A 17,356-nucleotide genomic window follows, 5' to 3' on the forward strand; every position below is an offset into this window, starting at 1 on the left:
CACCGTGATCGTTCGTTCGTTCAAGGACATCGAAGGCACCGACCGGCACATCAAGGCGGCGTCCGGCACCTGGGAGAGCAAGCGCATCGTCCTGGCCAGGGAAAAGGTCGGCTTCTCCCTCCACGAGACCATCCTGTACGCAGGCACGGAGACGTCGATGTGGTACGCGAACCACATCGAGGCCGTCGTCTGCGTCGAGGGCGCGGCCGAACTGACCGACCAGGAGAGCGGGAAGACGTACACCATCACGCCCGGGACCATGTACCTCCTGGACGGGCACGAGCGGCACACGCTGCGGGTGAAGGAGGACTTCCGCTGCATCTGCGTCTTCAACCCGCCCGTGACCGGCCGTGAGGACCACGACGAGAACGGCGTCTACCCGCTGCTCACCGAGGAGGTGTGAATCTCGTGACCACCACCGTCACCGATCTGTACCCCAGCCGCGGCACCACCGAGGTGTCCGTCCCCCGTCAGGACCCGGTCGTCTGGGGCGCTCCCGGGACGCCCGGGCCGATCTCCGTGGCCGATCTCCAGGCATATGAACGGGACGGCTTCCTCGCCATCGACCAGCTGATGGGCGGGGACGAGGTCGACGTCTACCGCCGGGAGTTGGATCGGCTCGTCGCCGCCCCGGAGATCCGCGCCGACGAACGCTCGATCGTCGAGCCGAAGTCCCAGGAGATCCGGTCCGTCTTCGAGGTCCACAAGATCAGCGAGGTGTTCGCGGGGCTCGTCCGCGACGAGCGCGTCGTCGGGCGGGCGCGTCAGATCCTCGGCTCGGACGTGTACGTCCACCAGTCGCGGATCAACGTCAAGCCGGGGTTCGGGGCCAGTGGCTTCTACTGGCACTCCGACTTCGAGACATGGCACGCCGAGGACGGTCTGCCGAACATGCGGACGGTGTCCGTCTCGATCGCGCTGACCGAGAACCGCGACACCAACGGCGGCCTCATGATCATGCCGGGGTCGCACCGGACGTTCCTCGGCTGCGCCGGGGCCACGCCCGAGGACAACTACAAGAAATCGCTGCAGATGCAGGACGCGGGCACGCCGTCGGACGAGGCGCTGACCGCGATGGCGAGCGAGTACGGCATCCGGCTGTTCACCGGCAGGGCCGGCTCCGCGACCTGGTTCGACTGCAACTGCATGCACGGCTCCGGCGACAACATCACGCCGTTCCCGCGCAGCAATGTCTTCATCGTGTTCAACAGCGTGGAGAACGCGGCGGTGGAGCCGTTCGCGGCGCCGGTCCGGCGTCCGGAGTTCATCGGGGCGCGGAACTTCACCCCCGTGCGATGACCGCACCGTGACCGTCGGCCGGGGCCTCGCGCGGAACAGCAGGCCCCGGCCCGGTTCGCTCACCCGGACAGCGCGTCCAGCAGGCGATCGACGTCCGAGGGCGTGTTGTACAGGTGGAAGGCGGCCCTCAGGTTGCCCGCCCGGTCGGAGACCTCGAGCCCCGCGCCGCTCAACTCGCCCTGCCGGTGGCCGAGTCCGGGAACGGACACGATCGGCGAACCCGGCGCAGGGACCGGCTCGTGACCGAGGGAGTGAAGCCCCGCACGGAAGCGGTCGGCGAGGGCGAGGTCGTGTGTGCGGACGGCGTCCACGCCGAGTTCCTCGAGCAGTTCCAGGGACCGGCAGGCGCCCGCGTACGAGAGCAGGGCGGGGCTCTCGTCGAATCGCCGAGCCGAATGGGCGAGTTCCTCGACGAGGCCGTAGCAGCTGTCCCAGGGCCGTTCCCCCGCGACCCAGCCGGCGAACAGCGGGGGGATGCCGCCGAGGTCCTCCGGGACGACCAGGAACGCCACACCCCGCGGGCAGAACAGCCACTTGAAGGCGACGGCCGCGACGTAGTCGTGGGCGTCCGCGTCGAGGTCCAGCCAGCCGGCGGCCTGCGAGGCGTCCACGTACGTGCGCGCCCCGTGCTCCTGCGCGGCGGCCCGGATCGCGGGCAGGTCGGCCACGCGTCCGTCGGCGGACTGGGCGGCGCTGAACGCCACGAGCGCGGTACCGGGCCGCACCGAATCGGCGAGGCGTTCCAGCGGCACGGCCCGCACCTTCAGGTCCCCGCGGATATGAAAGGGATTCACCACGGAGCTGAAGTCGGCCTCGGCGGTGAGAACCTCGGCACCCTGGGGCAACGAGGCGGCGATCAGGCCGCTGTAGACGGCGACCGAGGCCCCGGCCGCCACCCGCTGGGTGGGGACATGGGTCAGCCGGGCGAACGAGGCGCGAGCGGCTTCCACGTCGGCGAACATGTCGGTGGGCTGCCCGGCGGCGACCGACTCCACGGCCGTACGCAGTGCCTGCACAGTGCGGGAGGGCAGCAGGCCCATGGCCGCCGTGTTCAGATACGTGTTCCTGGGGGCGAACTCGGCACGGACGAGGCTCTCGAAGGTCTCCATGGGACCACTGTGCGGCCCGATGAAGTCATGGTCCATCGACAATTTGTACGTGGTGTCGTCAAGGAACGCTTATACATCCGCCCCGAGCTGCCGCTTCTCAGTGCTGCGGGACCGCGCACCCGTCCGGGCCACAGGCTTCCGCGCCGCCCTCCTCGATCAGCTTCAGGGCCGGCCGCTCTCCCCACGCCTGGGTCAGCGTCTGCGTGAAGACCCCGGCGGGCTGGGCGCCGGAGACGCCGTACTTCCGGTCCAGAACGAAGAACGGCACCCCGTTCGCGCCAAGTTCGGCGGCCTCCCGCTCGTCCGCGCGCACGGCGTCGGCGTACGCGCCCGGGTCGGTGAGCACCGCGCGGGTGGCCTCGGCGTCGAGTCCGGCCTCCACGGCCAGCTCCACGAGCCGCTCGTCGCCCTCGGCGAAGAGGGACCGCTCCTCGGCGAAGTTCGCCCGGTACAGGATCTGGATCAACTCGTCCTGCCTGCCCTGCTCCTTGGCGAAGTGGAGCAGACGGTGCATGTCAAAGGTGTTGCCGGAGTCGCGGCCCGAGGTGCGGTAGTCCAGGCCCTCGGCGGCGGCCTGCGCGCCCAGGTTGTGCTCGCCGGCCTGCGCCTGCGCCTCGCTCAGCCCGTACTTCTTGGTGAGCATCGTGAGAACCGGCTGGACGTCGTCCTTGGCGCGGTGCGGGTCCAGCTCGAAGGAGCGGTGCACCACCTCGACCTGGTCGCGGTGCGGAAAGGCCTCGAGCGCCTTCTCGAAGCGGGCCTTGCCCACGTAGCACCAGGGACAGGCGATGTCGCTCCAGATCTCCACGCGCATGTCTTCGCTTCTCTCCAGCTCGTACGGTACGGAGATCCCCTCCGTGACCGGTGCGAACGTTCAAGCGATGCCCTTCATTCCCCGGGAACCGCGTACCGGAGGAAGAGGTGATGGTCCCCTTCGGCGGGCCGGTTCTCCGGGCCCGGGACCCATCCGAGGCGGGCATAGAAGGCCTGGGCTCGCCGGTTGTCCGCGTGCACGTCGAGGACGGCCGCCCGGATGCCGTCGGCCTGCCACTCCTCGACACAGGCCGCGTGCAGCGCCGAGCCGGTACCCCGGCGCCAGTGCGCGGGGTCGACGTGGAACTGGAAGAGCTTCACCGTGTCGGCGGATGCGCCGGGCGGTGTACGGAAGGAGGCGATGGCGACGATGACGCCCTGTTCGACGGCGCACATCACCTGCCCGTCGGGCCGCTCGAGGGCGCTGCGCCAGGCGGCGAGCCAGTCGGTGCCTTCCTGCGGCGGCCCATCGGGGTAGTAGGTCGCCCGGGCCCGGGCGTGCAGATCGGCGACGGCTCGCACCTCGGCGGGCAGAGCGGTTCGGATCACCCGGTTCCCGGCCACACGGTCTCTGATCATGCAACCAGGGACGTGGACGCGTCCGGGCCGGTTCCGCGACGGCCGACGACGGCCCGGTTCATCTGCCGTCCCTCAGGTCCTGCGGCCACTGCGGACGGTATTCGATGCCGTCGTACGTCACCACGCACCCCTCCCCCAGGGGCGACTGGGTCATGAAGCCCACCAGCGCCGCCCCCGTCTCCTTCTCGTCGCCCAGGGTGAACAGGCGCACGAACGTCCAGCGCTTGCCGTCGCGGGAGGCGTGGAAGGCGAAGGCCCGGCCCGTTCGACTGACCCGGAGCCACACCGAACTTCCCTCCACGGTGAAGGAGTTCGCGTCGTCGGAGTGGCCATGCGTAACCACGGTGCAGACGGTGGGCACGTCCGGCGAGTACTCCAGGCAGAGCTTGGCCCAGGCCCGTTCGCCGACATGGACGTAGAGCACGCCGGCGTCGAAGGACGCGTTGAAGCCGACGGTGACCCGGGCGATCAGCTGGAAGTCGCCCTCGGGCGCGCCGAGCAGCCGGGGCGCGTCCGAGGCCGGCTCCAGAGCCTCGCCGGCGGGCGGAACGAATCGATCCTGCCGGGCACCCGCCCAGCCGGTGAGCACCCCGTCCTCGTACGACCAATGGCCGTCGGGCCCGTACGTACGCAGGGAGAACGGGAGTTCGGGAAGTTCAACGTCCATTGACGAAGTCTCTCAGGCACGATCCGACGGGGCGCGGGGAACCATACGATCCCTCACAAAAGCACCCGCGGGCCGCAACGCAGCGGGCGTGCTGCGCCGCGGCCCGCGGGACGGTCACCTCTCCAGGCGCCCGTCGAAGCGCCGCGGCAGCCCGAGCGGGTTGTCGTCCCGCAACTCCGGCGGGAGGAGCGCCTCGGGAGCGCCCTGGTACACCACGGGCCGCAGCCAGCGTTCGATGGCCGTCCCGCCGACCGACGTGGAGGTGGACGTCGTCGCCGGGTAGGGGCCGCCGTGGTGCTGCGCGGGCGCCACCGCCACACCCGTCGGCCAGCCGTTGACGAGGACGCGTCCGGCGAGCGGGGTCAGCTCCGCGAGGATCTCCGGGCCGCGGCCCTCGCCCGCCGCCTCCTCCGTCGACAGGTGCACCGTCGCGGTGAGGTTGCCGGGAAGCCGGTCAAGGACGCGCTTGACCTGGTCCTCGTCCTCGTACCGTGCGACGACCGTGAGCGGGCCGAAGCACTCCTCCAGCAGGAGGTCGTACTGCCCCTCGCCGGTGAGCCGCTCGGCCGGGACGGTGAGGAAGCCGCCGCTGACGGTGTGCTCACCGCACGCGCCGGCCGTGACCGGTGACTCCACGTCGGGGAGGGCGGCGCGCTCGGCCACTCCGGCGATGAAGTTCTCGCGCATGCGGTGGTCGAGCAGGACCCCCGCCTCGGTGTCGCTGACGGCGTCGGTCAGGGACTTCACCAGGCGGTCACCGGCCGCGCCCGCGGGCGCCAGGACAAAACCCGGCTTGACGCAGAACTGGCCCACGCCCAGCGTCATGGAGCCCGCGAGCCCGGCTCCGATCGCCTCGGCACGCTCGGCGGCGGCGGCCTCGGTGACGACCACCGGGTTGAGCGAGCCCAGTTCGCCGTGGAAGGGGATCGGCACGGAACGGGCCGCCGCCGCGTCGAAGAGCGCGCGGCCGCCACGTACGGAGCCGGTGAACCCGGCAGCTGCGACCAGCGGGTGCTTGATCAGCTCGATGCCCGCCTCGAAGCCGTGCACGAGGCCGATGACGCCCTTGGGGATGTCGTGCAACCCGGCGGCCCGGCGCAGCGTCGCCGCCACCAGTTCGGAGAGCGCCGGGTGGTCGGGGTGGGCCTTGACGACGACGGGGCAGCCCGCGGCGAGCGCGCTCGCGGTGTCGCCGCCCGCCACCGAGAAGGCGAAGGGGAAGTTGGAGGCCGAGTACACGGCGACGACGCCGAGCGGGATCTTGTAGCGGCGCAGGTCCGGGATCGGCGGGGTCGCGGTGTCGTCCGGATGGTTGATCACGACGTCGAGGAACGCGCCCTCGTCGACGATGTCCGCGAAGGCGCGCAGCTGGTAGCAGGTCCGGGCGAGTTCGCCCATGAGCCGGACCGGGCCGAGCGCGGTCTCCGCGTCGGCCGCCTCGACGAGCTGCTCCCCGGCGGCCGCCAACTGATCGGCGGCGGTGCGCAGGAAGGCCGAGCGGACCGTGCGGTCGGCGAGGGATCCGCGGGCGGAGTGGGCCGCGCGGACGGCGGAGTCCACCTCCTGGGCCGTGGCCTCCACCGCAACCTGTTCGCGCTGCTTCCCGGTTCGGGGGTCGACACTCCAGACTGGTGCTGCTGCCACCGCGGGTCCCTCCAGATGTCTTGCCGCAGTTCGTACCTCATCGACCAGGGATGTTCGATATACTGAACACTGTCTCTGATGATGAATAAGCTGCTCGGAGACTATTTCCCGTCGAACGAAGGGGTCAAGGGCGATGTCGGCAGGCGAGACAGGCGGCGGGGCGCAGGTCAAGTCCGCGGTGCGGACCGTTGAGCTGCTCGAGTATTTCGCCGGCCGCCCCGGTATGCACTCCCTGGCCGCCGTGCAGGAGGAGGTGGGCTACCCCAAGTCCAGTCTCTACATGCTGCTGCGCACGCTCGTGGAGCTGGGCTGGGTGGAGACCGACGCGACGGGCACGCGGTACGGCATCGGGGTGCGGGCACTGCTGGTCGGCACCTCGTACATCGACGGCGACGAGGTGGTGGCGGCGGCCCGCCCCACCCTGGACCGGCTGTCGGACGACACGACGGAGACGATCCACCTGGCGCGCCTGGACGGCACGAACGTCGTCTACCTCGCGACCCGCCAGTCGCAGCACTACCTGCGGCCGTTCACCCGCGTCGGCCGCCGGCTGCCCGCGCATTCCACATCGCTCGGCAAGGCGCTGCTGAGCACGTACACCGACGAGCAGGTCCGCAAGATGCTGCCCGAGACGCTGCCGGCGCTGACGGAGCACACCATCACCGACCGGGAGAAGCTCATCGAGGAGCTGCACCAGGTCCGCGAGCAGGGCTTCGCCGTCGACCGCGAGGAGAACACACTCGGCCTGCGCTGCTTCGGGATCGCCATCCCGTACCGCACCCCGGCCCGTGACGCGATCAGCTGCTCGGTCCCGGTCGCCCGGCTGACCCCGGCGCACGAGCAGATGATCAAGGACGCGCTGTTCGACGCGCGGGACCGGCTGACCCTCGCGACCCGGAGGCTGTGACGTGGAGGTCGTCCTGCGCGAGGTCCACGACAGCGACCTGCCCGTCTTCTTCCGTCACATGAACGACCCCGTGGCACTGCGGATGGCCGCGTTCACCCCCGAGGACCCGGCCGACCGGGCCGGCTTCGACGCCCGCTGGGCACGGCTGCGCGCCTCGCCCGGGGTCGACGCCCGCACCGTGCTGGTGGACGGCGACGTGGTGGGCAGCGCCGCGGTGTACGGCGAGCCGGGCGAACGCGAGGTCACGTACTGGATCGACCGCGCCTACTGGGGCCGGGGCATTGCGACGGCCGCACTGCGGATCCTGCTGGAGGAGATCCCGGAGCGCCCGTTGTACGCCCGGGCCGCCGCGGACAACGCGGGCTCGCGCCGCGTGCTCGAGAAGTGCGGATTCGACCAGACGGCCCGGGCGAGGGGCTTCGCCCACGCCCGGGGCGAGGAGATCGACGAGGTCGTTCTCGTCCTGATGGCCTGAACGCTTGACCGTCCTGTCCGTCACGACACGGCGACGAGCCCGGACCGCCGCCCCGGCCCGTCCCGCCTGCTGCGCTGCTCCTGCAACAACGTCTTCGGCAAGATGGCCGTCGACCTCGGCCAGGACAAGGTCGGGGCGATGGCCGAGAAGTTCGGCCCCGAAAGGTTTGCCGGTGAACCTGTCCGGTCGCAGCACCAGGGCTGGTGGGGACGACCCCGGCGGGGTCGTCCCCGGCCCTCACTTCACGCCCAGGATCTGCTCCACCGGATCGATCGCGAAGTACACCAGGAACAGCGCCGACACACCCCACAGCAGCCAGTGGACCTCCTTGGCCTTGCCGAGGACGGTCTTGATGACGACGTACGACACGAAGCCGGCTCCGATGCCGTCGGTGATCGAGTAGGTGAACGGCATCGCGGCGATGGTCAGGAACGCCGGGATGGCGATCTCGTACCGGTCCCAGTCGATGTGCTTGACATGCGTCATCATCAGGAAGCCGACCGCTATCAGGGCGGGTGCCGCGGCCTGGAGCGGAACGATGGTCAGCAGCGGGGTGAGGAAGAGCGCGAGGCCGAAGAGGCCGCCGGTGACCAGGTTGGCGAATCCGGTGCGCGCGCCCTCGCCGACGCCGGCCGCGGACTCGATGTAGGCGGTGTTGGACGAGCCGGAGGCGACACCGCCGGCCACCGCGGCGGCGCCGTCGATGAACAGGACGCGCCCGATTCCCGGCACCTTGCCGTTCTCGTCGAGCAGTCCCGCTTCCGCGCTGATGCCGACGATGGTGCCCATGGCGTCGAAGAAGTCCGACAGGATCAGGGTGAAGACCAGCAGGACGGCGGTGAGCACACCGGCCTTCCCGAAGCCGCCGAACAGGCTGAAATGGCCGACGAGCCCGAAGTCCGGGCTCGCCACGATCTTGTCGGGGACCTTGGGGGTGGTCAGGCCCCAGCTCGTGATGTCCGCCACGGCGTCGATGACGATCGCGACCACCGTCATGGCCACGATGCTGATCAGGATCGCGCCCTTCACCTTGCGTGCGAGCAACGCGATGGTCAGCAGCACACCGAGACAGAACACGAGCACGGGCCAGCCCGTCAGCCGGCCCACGGCACCGAGCTGCACCGGCACGGTGGTGTTCGCGACGTCCGGGATACGGCTGACGAACCCGGCGTCGACGAAGCCGATGAAGGCGATGAAGAGCCCGATGCCGACGCCGATCGCCTGTTTCAGCTGCTGCGGGATGGCGTTCATGATCGCTTCCCGTAGCCCGGTGAGGACCAGGACGCAGATGAGGACGCCCTCGAGGACGACGAGGCCCATGGCGTCGGCCCAGCTCATCAACGGGGCGAGCTGGAAGGCGACGACGGCGTTGAGGCCGAGCCCGGCGGCGATGGCGAGCGGCAGATTGCCGCCGACGCCCATGATGACGGTCATGACGCACGCCACCAGGGCGGTGGCGGTGACCAGTTGGCCCGTGTCCAGCTGGTGGCCGAACTTGTCCTTGGCGCTGCCCAGGATGATCGGATTGAGGACCAGGATGTAGGCCATGGTGAAGAACGTGGCGAAGCCGCCGCGTATCTCGCGGCCGAAGCTGGAGCCCCGTTCGGAGATCTTGAAGAACCGGTCGATGCCGTTCGCCTCGGGGGGTGCGGAACTCGACCGGTCGGCCGCCTTCTGCGTTTCGGACATGGCGGTGCTCCTCGTTGCCTGGTGAGCCGGTGTGGGAATCTCGCTGCATTGTTCCCCCGGTGAACCGGTTTCAGGTCTTCTCCGTGTCACGGAATCAAGTTCCGCCTCCCGCAGTGGATCCGGTGACTCCGCAGGAGCAGCAGGGGCACCGCGCGCCCTCAACCCGCATACGGATCCGGCACCTTCCCCGGCCGGGCCAGGAACTCGAAGTCGCAGCCGGTGTTCGCCTGGGTGATCTGTCCGTTGTAGAGCACTCCGTAGCCGCGGTCGTACCGCGCCGGCGGCGGGGTCCATCGTGTCCGGCGACGCTCCAGTTCGTCGTCGTCCACCTCGAGCCGGAGGGTGCGCGCCTCGACGTCGAGCGTGATGCTGTCGCCGGTGCGTACGAGCGCCAGTGGGCCGCCGACATACGACTCCGGCGTCACATGCAGCACGCATGCGCCGTAACTCGTGCCGCTCATCCGGGAGTCGGAGATCCGGACCATGTCCCGTACGCCCTGCTTCAGCAGATGGCCGGGGATGGGCAGCATCCCGTACTCGGGCATCCCGGGTCCGCCCTTCGGACCGGCGTTGCGCAGAACCAGCACGCTGTCCGCGGTGATGCCGAGGGCCGGGTCGTCGATGGTCCGCTGCATCGTCCTGTAGTCGTCGAAGACGACCGCGGGCCCGGTGTGCGCGAGCAGGTGCGGCTCCGCGGCGATGTGCTTGATGACGGCACCGTCCGGGCACAGGTTGCCGCGCAGCACGGCGACCCCGCCCTCCTGCGCGACCGGGTTGTCGCGGGGCCGGATGACGTCGTCGTCGTGCACCCGGGCTCCCGCGATCTGCTCGCGCAGGGTGTCGTGGCAGACCGTCGGCCGGTCCAGGTGCAGCAGGTCCGGGATCCGGGACAGGAAGGCGGGCAGGCCGCCCGCGAAGTGGAAGTCCTCCATGAGGTACCGCTCGCCGCCGGGCCGGACGTTGGCGAGCACGGGCGTCGTCCGCGCGATGCGGTCGAAGTCGTCGAGGGTGAGCGGGACTCCGGCCCGGCCGGCCATGGCGATCAGATGGATGACGGCGTTGGTGGAACCGCCGAGCCCCAGGACCGTGGTCACCGCGTCCTCGAAGGCCTCGCGCGTGAGGATGTGGCTCGGCCTGCGGTCCTGGAGCACGAGTTCCACGATCCGGCGTCCGGACGCGGCTGCCATGCGCTCGTGCCCGGAGTCGACGGCCGGGATGCTCGACGCACCGGGCACGGTCACCCCGAGGGCCTCGGCGGCAGCGGTGAGCGTGGACGCCGTGCCCATGGTCATGCAGTGCCCGGGCGAGCGGGCGAGCCCGCTCTCCAGCTCCGACATCTCGCAGTCGCCGATGAGCCCGACACGCTTGTCATCCCAGTACTTCCACATGTCGGTGCCCGAGCCGAGGACCTCACTGCGCCAGTGGCCCGGCAGCATGGGACCGGCGGGCACGAACACGGCCGGCAGGTCGGCGGAGGCGGCACCCATGAGGAGCGCGGGCGTGGACTTGTCGCAGCCGCCCATCAGCACGGCCCCGTCGACCGGATAGGAGCGCAGCAGTTCCTCGGTCTCCAGCGAGAGGAGGTTGCGGTAGAGCATGGGGGTCGGCTTCTGGAAGGTCTCGCTGAGCGTGGAGACCGGGAACTCCAGCGGGAAGCCGCCGGCCTGCCACACGCCCCGCTTGACCGCCTGGGCCCGGTCCCGTAGATGGACGTGGCAGGGGTTGATGTCCGACCAGGTGTTCAGGATCGCGATGACGGGCTTGCCCAGGTGCTCCTCGGGGAGGTAGCCGAGCTGGCGGGTGCGGGCCCGGTGGCTGAAGGAGCGCAGCCCGTCGGTGCCGTACCACTGGTGACTGCGGAGTTCTTCGGGCTTCTTCACAGGCACCACCCGGCGACGATGCCGGAGACCTCGGCGCGCGCCTCCTCGGACAGCGTCCTGCTCGGCGGGCGCACGGTGCGGCCGCACAAGCCGAGCGAGGCGAGGGCTTCCTTGACCACGGCGACGTTGTCGGCGGAACCGTTCGCCGCGCGCAGCTCCTCGAAGCGGCGGATCTGCTCCCAGACCTTCATGGCGGCCCGGTAGTCGCCGGACCGCAGCGCCGTGATCATGTTCAGCGACATCGCCGGGGCGACGTTCACCAGCCCGGAGGTGAAGCCGGTGGCGCCCGCCGAGAAGTAGGAGGGGGCGTACGGCTCGGCGAGGCCGGCCACCCACACGAAGCGGTCCAGGCCGGCGTCCCGCGCGAAGGCGGCGAACCGGGCGGCGTCCGGGACGGCGTACTTCACACCGATGACGTTCGGGCAGTGGTCGGCCAGTTCGGCGAGCCGGGAACCGTGCAGCCGGGCGTCGCGGACATAGGGGACCACCCCGAGGCCGGGCACCGCCTCGGCGATGGCCCGGTGGTAGTCGACCCACCCGGCGGGAGAGACGTAGGGATGCGCGGGCTGATGGACCATCACCATTGCGGCGCCCCGCTCGGCGGCGTGGCGGGCGGTGGCGACGGCGGTGGGCACATCGTGCCCGACACCGACGAGCACGGTGGCGGACTCCCCCGCCTCCTCGAGGGTCAGTTCGGTCACCGATCGCCGTTCCTCGGGCGTGAGGGCGTAGAACTCACCGGTGTTGCCGCCCGGGGTCAGGGTCCTGACACCGCCGTCCAGCAGCCGCTGCAGCAGCGCCCGGTGGACGTCCCGGTCGATGGTGCCGTCCTCGGCGAACGGGGTCACCGGGATCGCCACCACATCGGCAAGGGCCGCCCGCTGGGTGTCGAACGCGACGCCGCTCATCGCCGGCCCTCCTCTTCCCGCGTACCGGGGAACGCCCGGTGGACGAACGACGCGATGTGGTCGTGCAGAGCGCTCGCGGCGCCGTCCGCGTCGCCCAGCCGGGCGAGCCGCAGGATCTCCCGGTGCTCGGCGGCCTCCGCCGCCCAGCAGGGATCAACGGCCCATGCGACGGCGGAGACCAGGGCGGCCTGGTCGCGGACCTCGTCGAGCATCCGGCCGAGCAGCGGGTTGCCGGAGGGCATATACAGGGCGCGGTGGAACTCCCGGTTGGCCAGCGAGCGTTCGGCGGTGTCCGTCGCCGCGTCGGCCCGGTCCAGCGCGTCACTCGCGGCGTCGAGCACGGCCCGGCGCCGCACCGAGCGGCGCAGTGCCTCCGGCTCGAGGAGCAGCCGGACGTCGTAGACCTCCCGTGCCATGTCCGCATCCACCGTGCGCACCGTGACGCCCTTGTACTGGCTCATCACGACGAGCCCGGTCCCCGCGAGGGTCTTGAGCGCCTCACGCACGGGCGTCTTCGACACCCCGTACTGCGCGGCGAGTTCGGTCTCGACCAGGGGCCGACCGGGCACGAGCTGCCCGGTGAGGATGCGGTGCTTGATCCCCTCCAGCACGAACTGCGTGCGGGAGGGGATCGGTGTGGGCACAGAGGTCATACACGCCTCTCGGGTCTCGTATATCGCGTCTCATATATGACGTATGAAGTACGACGCGATGAACCTAGGCGCGTGCGGGAAGTCCGTCAACGCTCAGGACCAGAGAAGTCGGGACCCGGGAACCCTCGTGCCCCGCACCACGGTTGCCCACCGTGCGGCAGGGAATCAGCCGCTCACGACTTCCAGTCGGGGTCCCGTCCGCTGAGGCCGATCGCCCGGTCGAGCAGTGGGGCATCGGCCGGAACGGACACGACCGGACCGAACAGGCCGCCACCGCGGTCCGGGTCGTCGGCCGCGGCGGCCAGGAAGCCGTACGAGGCCATGAGCGCCCCCGGGTCCGGTTCGTACTCCTGGCCGGTGGCCCTGGCCAGGTCCCAGCCGTGGATCACCAGTTCGTCGGCCGCGACGGCGCCCGCGACCCGGCCCGGCAGAGCCACTCCACCGGCGCGGGTCTCACCCGCCCAGGCCGCGGGGTCACGCCAGGCCTCGGCCATCTGGTCGAGCGCCAGCGGCAGTTCCTCGCGCCAGCCCGGCCCGATGTCCGGTTCGGTGGCGTCCGGACCGGTGTCCGTGGTGGCGCCGAGATCCTTGCGCCCGGCGTCCCGGAACGCGACGGCCAGCCCCAGCAGATGGCCCAGCAGCGTGCGCACCGTGAAGCCGGGGCAGGGCGTGGCGTCCAGGAGTTGCTCGTCGCGCACCCCGGCGGCGAGCCGGGCAACGATGCGCGTCTGCGCTCCGAGATCGACGATCGTGTCGGTCATTCTGTCCTCCGAGTCCTCTTCACTCGAGAGGTTGACCGACGTGGACCGCCGAACTCATCGCTCCCGGGCCCTCCGTTTCAGGGAGCCGTGTGTTCCCTGACGGCCACACGCCGCCTGCCGCGCAGCAGATCACGGACCGAGGGCCCGCCGCGCAGGCACAACAGCGCGATCACCGGGTCGCAGATCGCGCAGCCCAGCGAGGAGCCGTGCTCGAAGGGGACGATGGGGTTGCCCTTGAGATGGTGCACGACGTCCCACCCGGTGTGCAGCAGCCAGCCGACGCCGATGAACGTCCATGACTCCAGGCCCCGGTAGGCGACATAGGTGACGAGGGCGGTGAACGCGAACTCCCAGCCGCCGAGACCGCCGCCGCGGAGATAGGCGGCGCCCGCTCCGGCGAGCATGACCGCGTTGACGCGCCGCCGGTGCGGTTCGCGCAGGAGGGACATGAGGACCGTATAGAGGACGCCGATGGCTACGGGCGCGAGGTACTGCACGGGACTGCCTTTCCGGGGTCGTACGGGTGACGCGGCCGGCCGGCGCGGGGACGGTTCACCACGCTAGGTCCGCGCACCCGGGCTCCCCAGGGGAATTAGTGACAGCTACCGACGGATTTCCGTCCGCGGGCCGCCCGCCGACCTGTCTTTAGGGCACCTGCCCCATCCCGTAGGCACCTCCTTAGAACCACGATGACCAGGCATGACGACGACATGGTCCGGGGCGCGCCTGCTGCGCGACCGCAACGCAAGGCTGTATCTGACCCAGGTGGTGGTCTCCGGCTTCGGCACGTCGGCGCTGTGGCTGGTGTCCGGGGTGTGGGTCAAGGACCTCACGGGCTCGAACGGTCTGGCGGCGCTCTGCATCTTCGCCCTGTGGGCTCCGACCCTGGTCGGACCGCTGCTCGGCACGGTGGCCGACCGCATCCGGCGCAAGCCGCTGCTGATCGGTGTGAACCTGCTCCTGGCCGCCCTGGTGCTCGCCCTCGTCACCGTCGACTCCCCGGATCGCCTGTAGCTGCTGTTCGCGGTCCTGCTCGTCTACGGCGCCGCGGGCGTCGTCCAGGACGCGGCGGAGTCGACGCTCGTCACCGCCGCCGTCGACCCCTCGCTGCTGGGCGACTTCAACGGGCTGCGGATGACGGCCAACGAGGGCATGAAGCTCGTGGCCCCGCTGGCCGGAGCGGGCCTCTACGCGGTGTACGGCGGCCCGGGCGTCGCGCTCCTGGACGCGGTCACCTTCGTGCTCGCCACCGGTCTGTGCGTGCTGCTCCGCGTCCACGAGGACCGGCCGCGGCAGGCTTCGGGCGACTGGCGCGCGCAGGCCGCCGAGGGCGCCCGCCACCTGTGGGCACATCCGCGACTGCGGCCCCTGGTGCTGGCCGGCGGCGGCACCATGCTGTTCACGGGTGTCTGCGGAGCCCTCGTCTACGCCATTGTTGCGGGCCTCGGGCACTCCCCGGCGTACGCGGGGGTGCTCTACGCCGTCCAGGGCGTCGGCTCGGTGGCGATCGGGCTGGTGTCCGGACCCGCGTTGCGGCTGCTGGGCGCCCATCGCTTCGGGGCCTGCGGGATCGCCCTCACGGCCGTCGCCGTGGCCGCACGGGCGGTCCCCTCCGACGCGGTGGCCGTGGCGTGCAGGCTGGCGAACGGTGCGGGGCTGCCCTGTGTGCTGATCGCCGCGCTCACCGCCGTGCAGCGCGAGACGCCGGGTGCGCTGCTGGGCCGAGCGACGGCCACGGCCAACACCCTGGTCTTCGCGCCGAACGTGATCGGGCTGGCCGCCGGAGCGGCGCTGGTCGAGCTGGTGGACTACCGGCCGCTGCTGGTGGCGCTGGGTCTGGCACTGCTGGTCACGGCCGGGCTGCTGTTTCAGAGCCCGGCGAGGACCTCCCGCACGGCCTCCAGGTCACCGTCGGACGCCAACCCCGCGTGATAGAGCCGCAGTTCCGTCGCGCCCAGCTCCGCCGCCCCTCGCGCGTCCCGCTCCAGCGTCCGCGGACCGCCACCCATACCGGAGACCACGGTGAAGTTGGCCGCGACGACGGATCCTTCCCCGCCCTGCTCCGCGAACGGCACGAGCAGGCCCGCGCCACCGCTGCAGGGCACCACCACCCCGTCCGCGACGGACAGGATGTGTGCGGGGTCGACGCCCGCGTTGGCCCCGCAGTGGTACCACACCGGGTCCGCGTGCAGCAGCACCTGGAACCCGTCGGGCGCGGCCGCGCGGACCGCCGCCACCGCCTCCTCCTGGAGCGAGCGGGCCACCTCCGCACGCCACGCGCGCGTGGCGGCCGTCTCCGACTCGCCGAGGAGCTTCTCGACGCCCGCCCAGCCTCCGTCGGAGGGAGCGCCGCGCCACACCGGCTCCAGCGCGGCGCGTACCGCCGCGGCCAGTACTCCGGCGTCCGCGCCCTGCGCCCCGTACCCCTCACGGCAGCTTGCGCAGAAACACAGCGACATGAGGTACTGCCCGGCGTCCCCGAGCGCCACCCCGCCGATCTTGTCGTGGGCGTGCAGATGGGCCAGTCCGTACCAGCCGAGCGACTCCAGCTCGGTGCCGTGCGCACCCGGCCGCACGGCCGCCTCGGCGGCGAGGTCGACGAGGTACGCGCGCGTGTCCGGCTGGGCGATGCACGGCGCCCACGGGTACCGGTCCCCGTAGGCGTTGACCACCGAGGTCCGCGGATGTTCCTCCCCGAGGCGGGAGTTGTGCGCCAGCACGACCCACGTGTGCACCTCGAGACCGGCGCCGGCGAGCGCCTCGGCGGCCTCCCCGAACGCGTCGCCCGGGGCCCAGTCCCCGGCCGGGTGAGGACGCAGTACCCGGCCCTCCCAGCGCGCGTCCGGCGGGTAGAGCACGGCCGCGTGGCGGGCCGTCACGATGCGATGGCGCGGATGCCGGGGAGTGAGCGCACGGGTGGAGTGGTACGCGGACGCCAGTGTCGCCTGCCGAACCCCCAGGGCGGCCACGCGCTCCGCGGCCCGAGGGTCTCCGTTGACGTCCCAGGGGTAGAGGAACGCCGACACCTTCACGCGTCCTCCCGCAGCAGCTCGTAGCCGCGGTCGATCAGTTCGGCGAGTTGCTTGACGTGGCCCTCGGACGGTTCGTGCAGCGGCGGCCGCACCTCGCCGACGTCGAGGCCGCGCAGGCGCACTCCGGCCTTGACGAGCGAGACGGCGTAGCCGCGACCCTGAGCGCGCAGTTCGACGAACGGGCGGTAGAAACCGTCGAGGAGCCGGTGGACGGTGGTGACGTCACCTGAGGCCAGCGCCTTGTGGAAGGCGAGGGCGATCTCGGGGACGAAGCAGAACACGGCGGACGAGTACAGGGTGATCCCGATGCCGCGGTATGCGAGCTGGGTCTGCTCGGCGGTCGGCAGGCCGTTGAAGTAGAGGAAGTCGCCCGGTCCCTCGGTCCGCACGGCGCTCACGATGCGCTGCATCAGGTCCAGGTCGCCGATCCCGTCCTTGAAGCCGATGACACCCTCCGTGCGGGCCAGTTCGACCACCGTCCGGGGCGTGAACACGGCGTTGTCGCGCTGGTAGACGATGGTCGGCAACGAGGTCGCGGCAGCCAGCTCCCGGTAGTGCCGCAGCAGTCCCTCCTGCCCGGCCTGCACAAGGTAGGGGGGCATGGCGAGCAGCCCGTCGGCTCCGGCCGCCTCGGCCAGCTTCGCGTAGCGCACGGCGAGCGCGGTCCCGTACCCCGCGCCCGCTACGACCGGCACCCGTCCTTCCGCCGCCTCGACGGCCGCCCGAACGCACGCCTGGAACTCCTCGGGCGTCAGCGCGTGGAACTCACCCGTGCCGCAGCACGCGAAGACAGCGGCGGCGCCCGCCTCGACACCCGCGCGCACATGCGCGCGGTAGACGTCGAGGGCGACGGAGCCGTCGGGTCCGTACGCCGTCACGGGGAAGAACAGCGGCCCGCTGGGGCTGCTGAGGCGAGCGGCAAGAGGGGCTGGCGACACGG

The 17,356-nt window shown here is 71.2% G+C and carries 17 protein-coding genes and 1 pseudogene; 5 read left to right on the forward strand and 13 right to left on the reverse strand.

Going from position 1 to position 17,356, the window contains the following annotated elements; all coding sequences use genetic code 11:
* The first annotated feature begins 4 nt into the window (after nt 1-4).
* On the forward strand, nt 5-403 hold the full coding sequence (locus VXC91_RS10110; protein ID WP_329506745.1) for an ectoine synthase: 399 nt from the start codon (nt 5-7) through the stop codon (nt 401-403).
* Nucleotides 404-408: 5 nt separating this feature from the next.
* Nucleotides 409-1,299 carry an ectoine hydroxylase gene (gene thpD / locus VXC91_RS10115; protein WP_408057360.1) on the forward strand — a complete coding sequence of 297 codons (891 nt, stop codon included), beginning with the start codon at nt 409-411 and terminating at the stop codon, nt 1,297-1,299.
* A 59-nt stretch (nt 1,300-1,358) separates the two neighbouring features.
* On the opposite strand, the gene VXC91_RS10120 is transcribed toward thpD, so the two are convergent.
* From VXC91_RS10120 to VXC91_RS10140, 5 genes are all read right to left on the reverse strand, one after another.
* On the reverse strand, nt 1,359-2,444 hold the full coding sequence (locus VXC91_RS10120; RefSeq protein WP_329506747.1) for an aminotransferase class V-fold PLP-dependent enzyme: 1,086 nt from the start codon (nt 2,442-2,444) through the stop codon (nt 1,359-1,361).
* 61 nt (nt 2,445-2,505) lie between these two features.
* Entirely contained in the window at nt 2,506-3,222 is a 717-nt protein-coding gene (locus VXC91_RS10125; protein WP_329506748.1) for a DsbA family oxidoreductase, read from the reverse strand.
* A gap of 74 nt (nt 3,223-3,296) precedes the next feature.
* On the reverse strand, nt 3,297-3,800 hold the full coding sequence (locus VXC91_RS10130) for a GNAT family N-acetyltransferase (RefSeq protein WP_329506750.1): 504 nt from the start codon (nt 3,798-3,800) through the stop codon (nt 3,297-3,299).
* Between the two features lie 58 nt (nt 3,801-3,858).
* Entirely contained in the window at nt 3,859-4,467 is a 609-nt protein-coding gene (locus VXC91_RS10135) for a DUF1349 domain-containing protein (RefSeq protein WP_329506752.1), read from the reverse strand.
* Nucleotides 4,468-4,581: 114 nt separating this feature from the next.
* Nucleotides 4,582-6,111 carry an aldehyde dehydrogenase (NADP(+)) gene (locus tag VXC91_RS10140; RefSeq protein WP_329506753.1) on the reverse strand — a complete coding sequence of 510 codons (1,530 nt, stop codon included), beginning with the start codon at nt 6,109-6,111 and terminating at the stop codon, nt 4,582-4,584.
* Between the two features lie 133 nt (nt 6,112-6,244).
* Between VXC91_RS10140 and VXC91_RS10145 the strand changes: the two genes are divergently transcribed.
* Together VXC91_RS10145 and VXC91_RS10150 are read left to right on the forward strand one after the other, a co-directional pair.
* Nucleotides 6,245-7,018 carry an IclR family transcriptional regulator gene (locus tag VXC91_RS10145; protein WP_329506754.1) on the forward strand — a complete coding sequence of 258 codons (774 nt, stop codon included), beginning with the start codon at nt 6,245-6,247 and terminating at the stop codon, nt 7,016-7,018.
* Between the two features lies 1 nt (nt 7,019).
* Nucleotides 7,020-7,493: a GNAT family N-acetyltransferase gene (locus VXC91_RS10150; protein ID WP_329506755.1), complete on the forward strand. Its 474-nt coding sequence runs from the start codon at nt 7,020-7,022 to the stop codon at nt 7,491-7,493.
* 237 nt (nt 7,494-7,730) lie between these two features.
* On the opposite strand, the gene VXC91_RS10155 is transcribed toward VXC91_RS10150, so the two are convergent.
* From VXC91_RS10155 to VXC91_RS10180, 6 genes are all read right to left on the reverse strand, one after another.
* On the reverse strand, nt 7,731-9,182 hold the full coding sequence (locus tag VXC91_RS10155; RefSeq protein ID WP_329506756.1) for an NCS2 family permease: 1,452 nt from the start codon (nt 9,180-9,182) through the stop codon (nt 7,731-7,733).
* Nucleotides 9,183-9,340: 158 nt separating this feature from the next.
* On the reverse strand, nt 9,341-11,071 hold the full coding sequence (gene araD, locus VXC91_RS10160) for an L-arabinonate dehydratase (protein WP_329506757.1): 1,731 nt from the start codon (nt 11,069-11,071) through the stop codon (nt 9,341-9,343).
* Nucleotides 11,059-11,970, reverse strand: coding sequence for a dihydrodipicolinate synthase family protein (locus tag VXC91_RS10165; protein ID WP_329506758.1), 912 nt, complete (start codon nt 11,968-11,970; stop codon nt 11,059-11,061). Before VXC91_RS10165 ends, araD begins: the two co-directional genes overlap by 13 nt.
* Nucleotides 11,967-12,623, reverse strand: coding sequence for a GntR family transcriptional regulator (locus VXC91_RS10170; protein WP_329506759.1), 657 nt, complete (start codon nt 12,621-12,623; stop codon nt 11,967-11,969). The genes VXC91_RS10165 and VXC91_RS10170 overlap by 4 nt, the downstream gene beginning before the upstream one ends.
* A 173-nt stretch (nt 12,624-12,796) precedes the next feature.
* Nucleotides 12,797-13,384 carry a TIGR03086 family metal-binding protein gene (locus tag VXC91_RS10175; RefSeq protein WP_329506760.1) on the reverse strand — a complete coding sequence of 196 codons (588 nt, stop codon included), beginning with the start codon at nt 13,382-13,384 and terminating at the stop codon, nt 12,797-12,799.
* A gap of 77 nt (nt 13,385-13,461) precedes the next feature.
* A complete protein-coding gene (locus VXC91_RS10180; protein WP_329506761.1) occupies nt 13,462-13,881 on the reverse strand; it encodes a DUF6010 family protein in 420 nt (139 codons plus the stop codon).
* 202 nt (nt 13,882-14,083) lie between these two features.
* Here VXC91_RS10180 and VXC91_RS10185 point away from each other — a divergent pair.
* Nucleotides 14,084-15,316: pseudogene (locus tag VXC91_RS10185) on the forward strand (MFS transporter).
* On the opposite strand, the gene VXC91_RS10190 reads toward VXC91_RS10185, so the two are convergent.
* Nucleotides 15,253-16,416: a hypothetical protein gene (locus tag VXC91_RS10190; protein WP_329506762.1), complete on the reverse strand. Its 1,164-nt coding sequence runs from the start codon at nt 16,414-16,416 to the stop codon at nt 15,253-15,255. The pseudogene VXC91_RS10185 and the gene VXC91_RS10190 sit on opposite strands and share 64 nt — an antisense overlap.
* Entirely contained in the window at nt 16,413-17,354 is a 942-nt protein-coding gene (locus VXC91_RS10195) for a 5-dehydro-4-deoxyglucarate dehydratase (RefSeq protein ID WP_329506763.1), read from the reverse strand. Before VXC91_RS10195 ends, VXC91_RS10190 begins: the two co-directional genes overlap by 4 nt.
* Between the last annotated feature and the right edge of the window lie 2 nt (nt 17,355-17,356).

The sequence above is a fragment of the Streptomyces chiangmaiensis genome (assembly GCF_036281785.1).
Classification (GTDB): Bacteria; Actinomycetota; Actinomycetes; order Streptomycetales; family Streptomycetaceae; genus Streptomyces; species Streptomyces chiangmaiensis.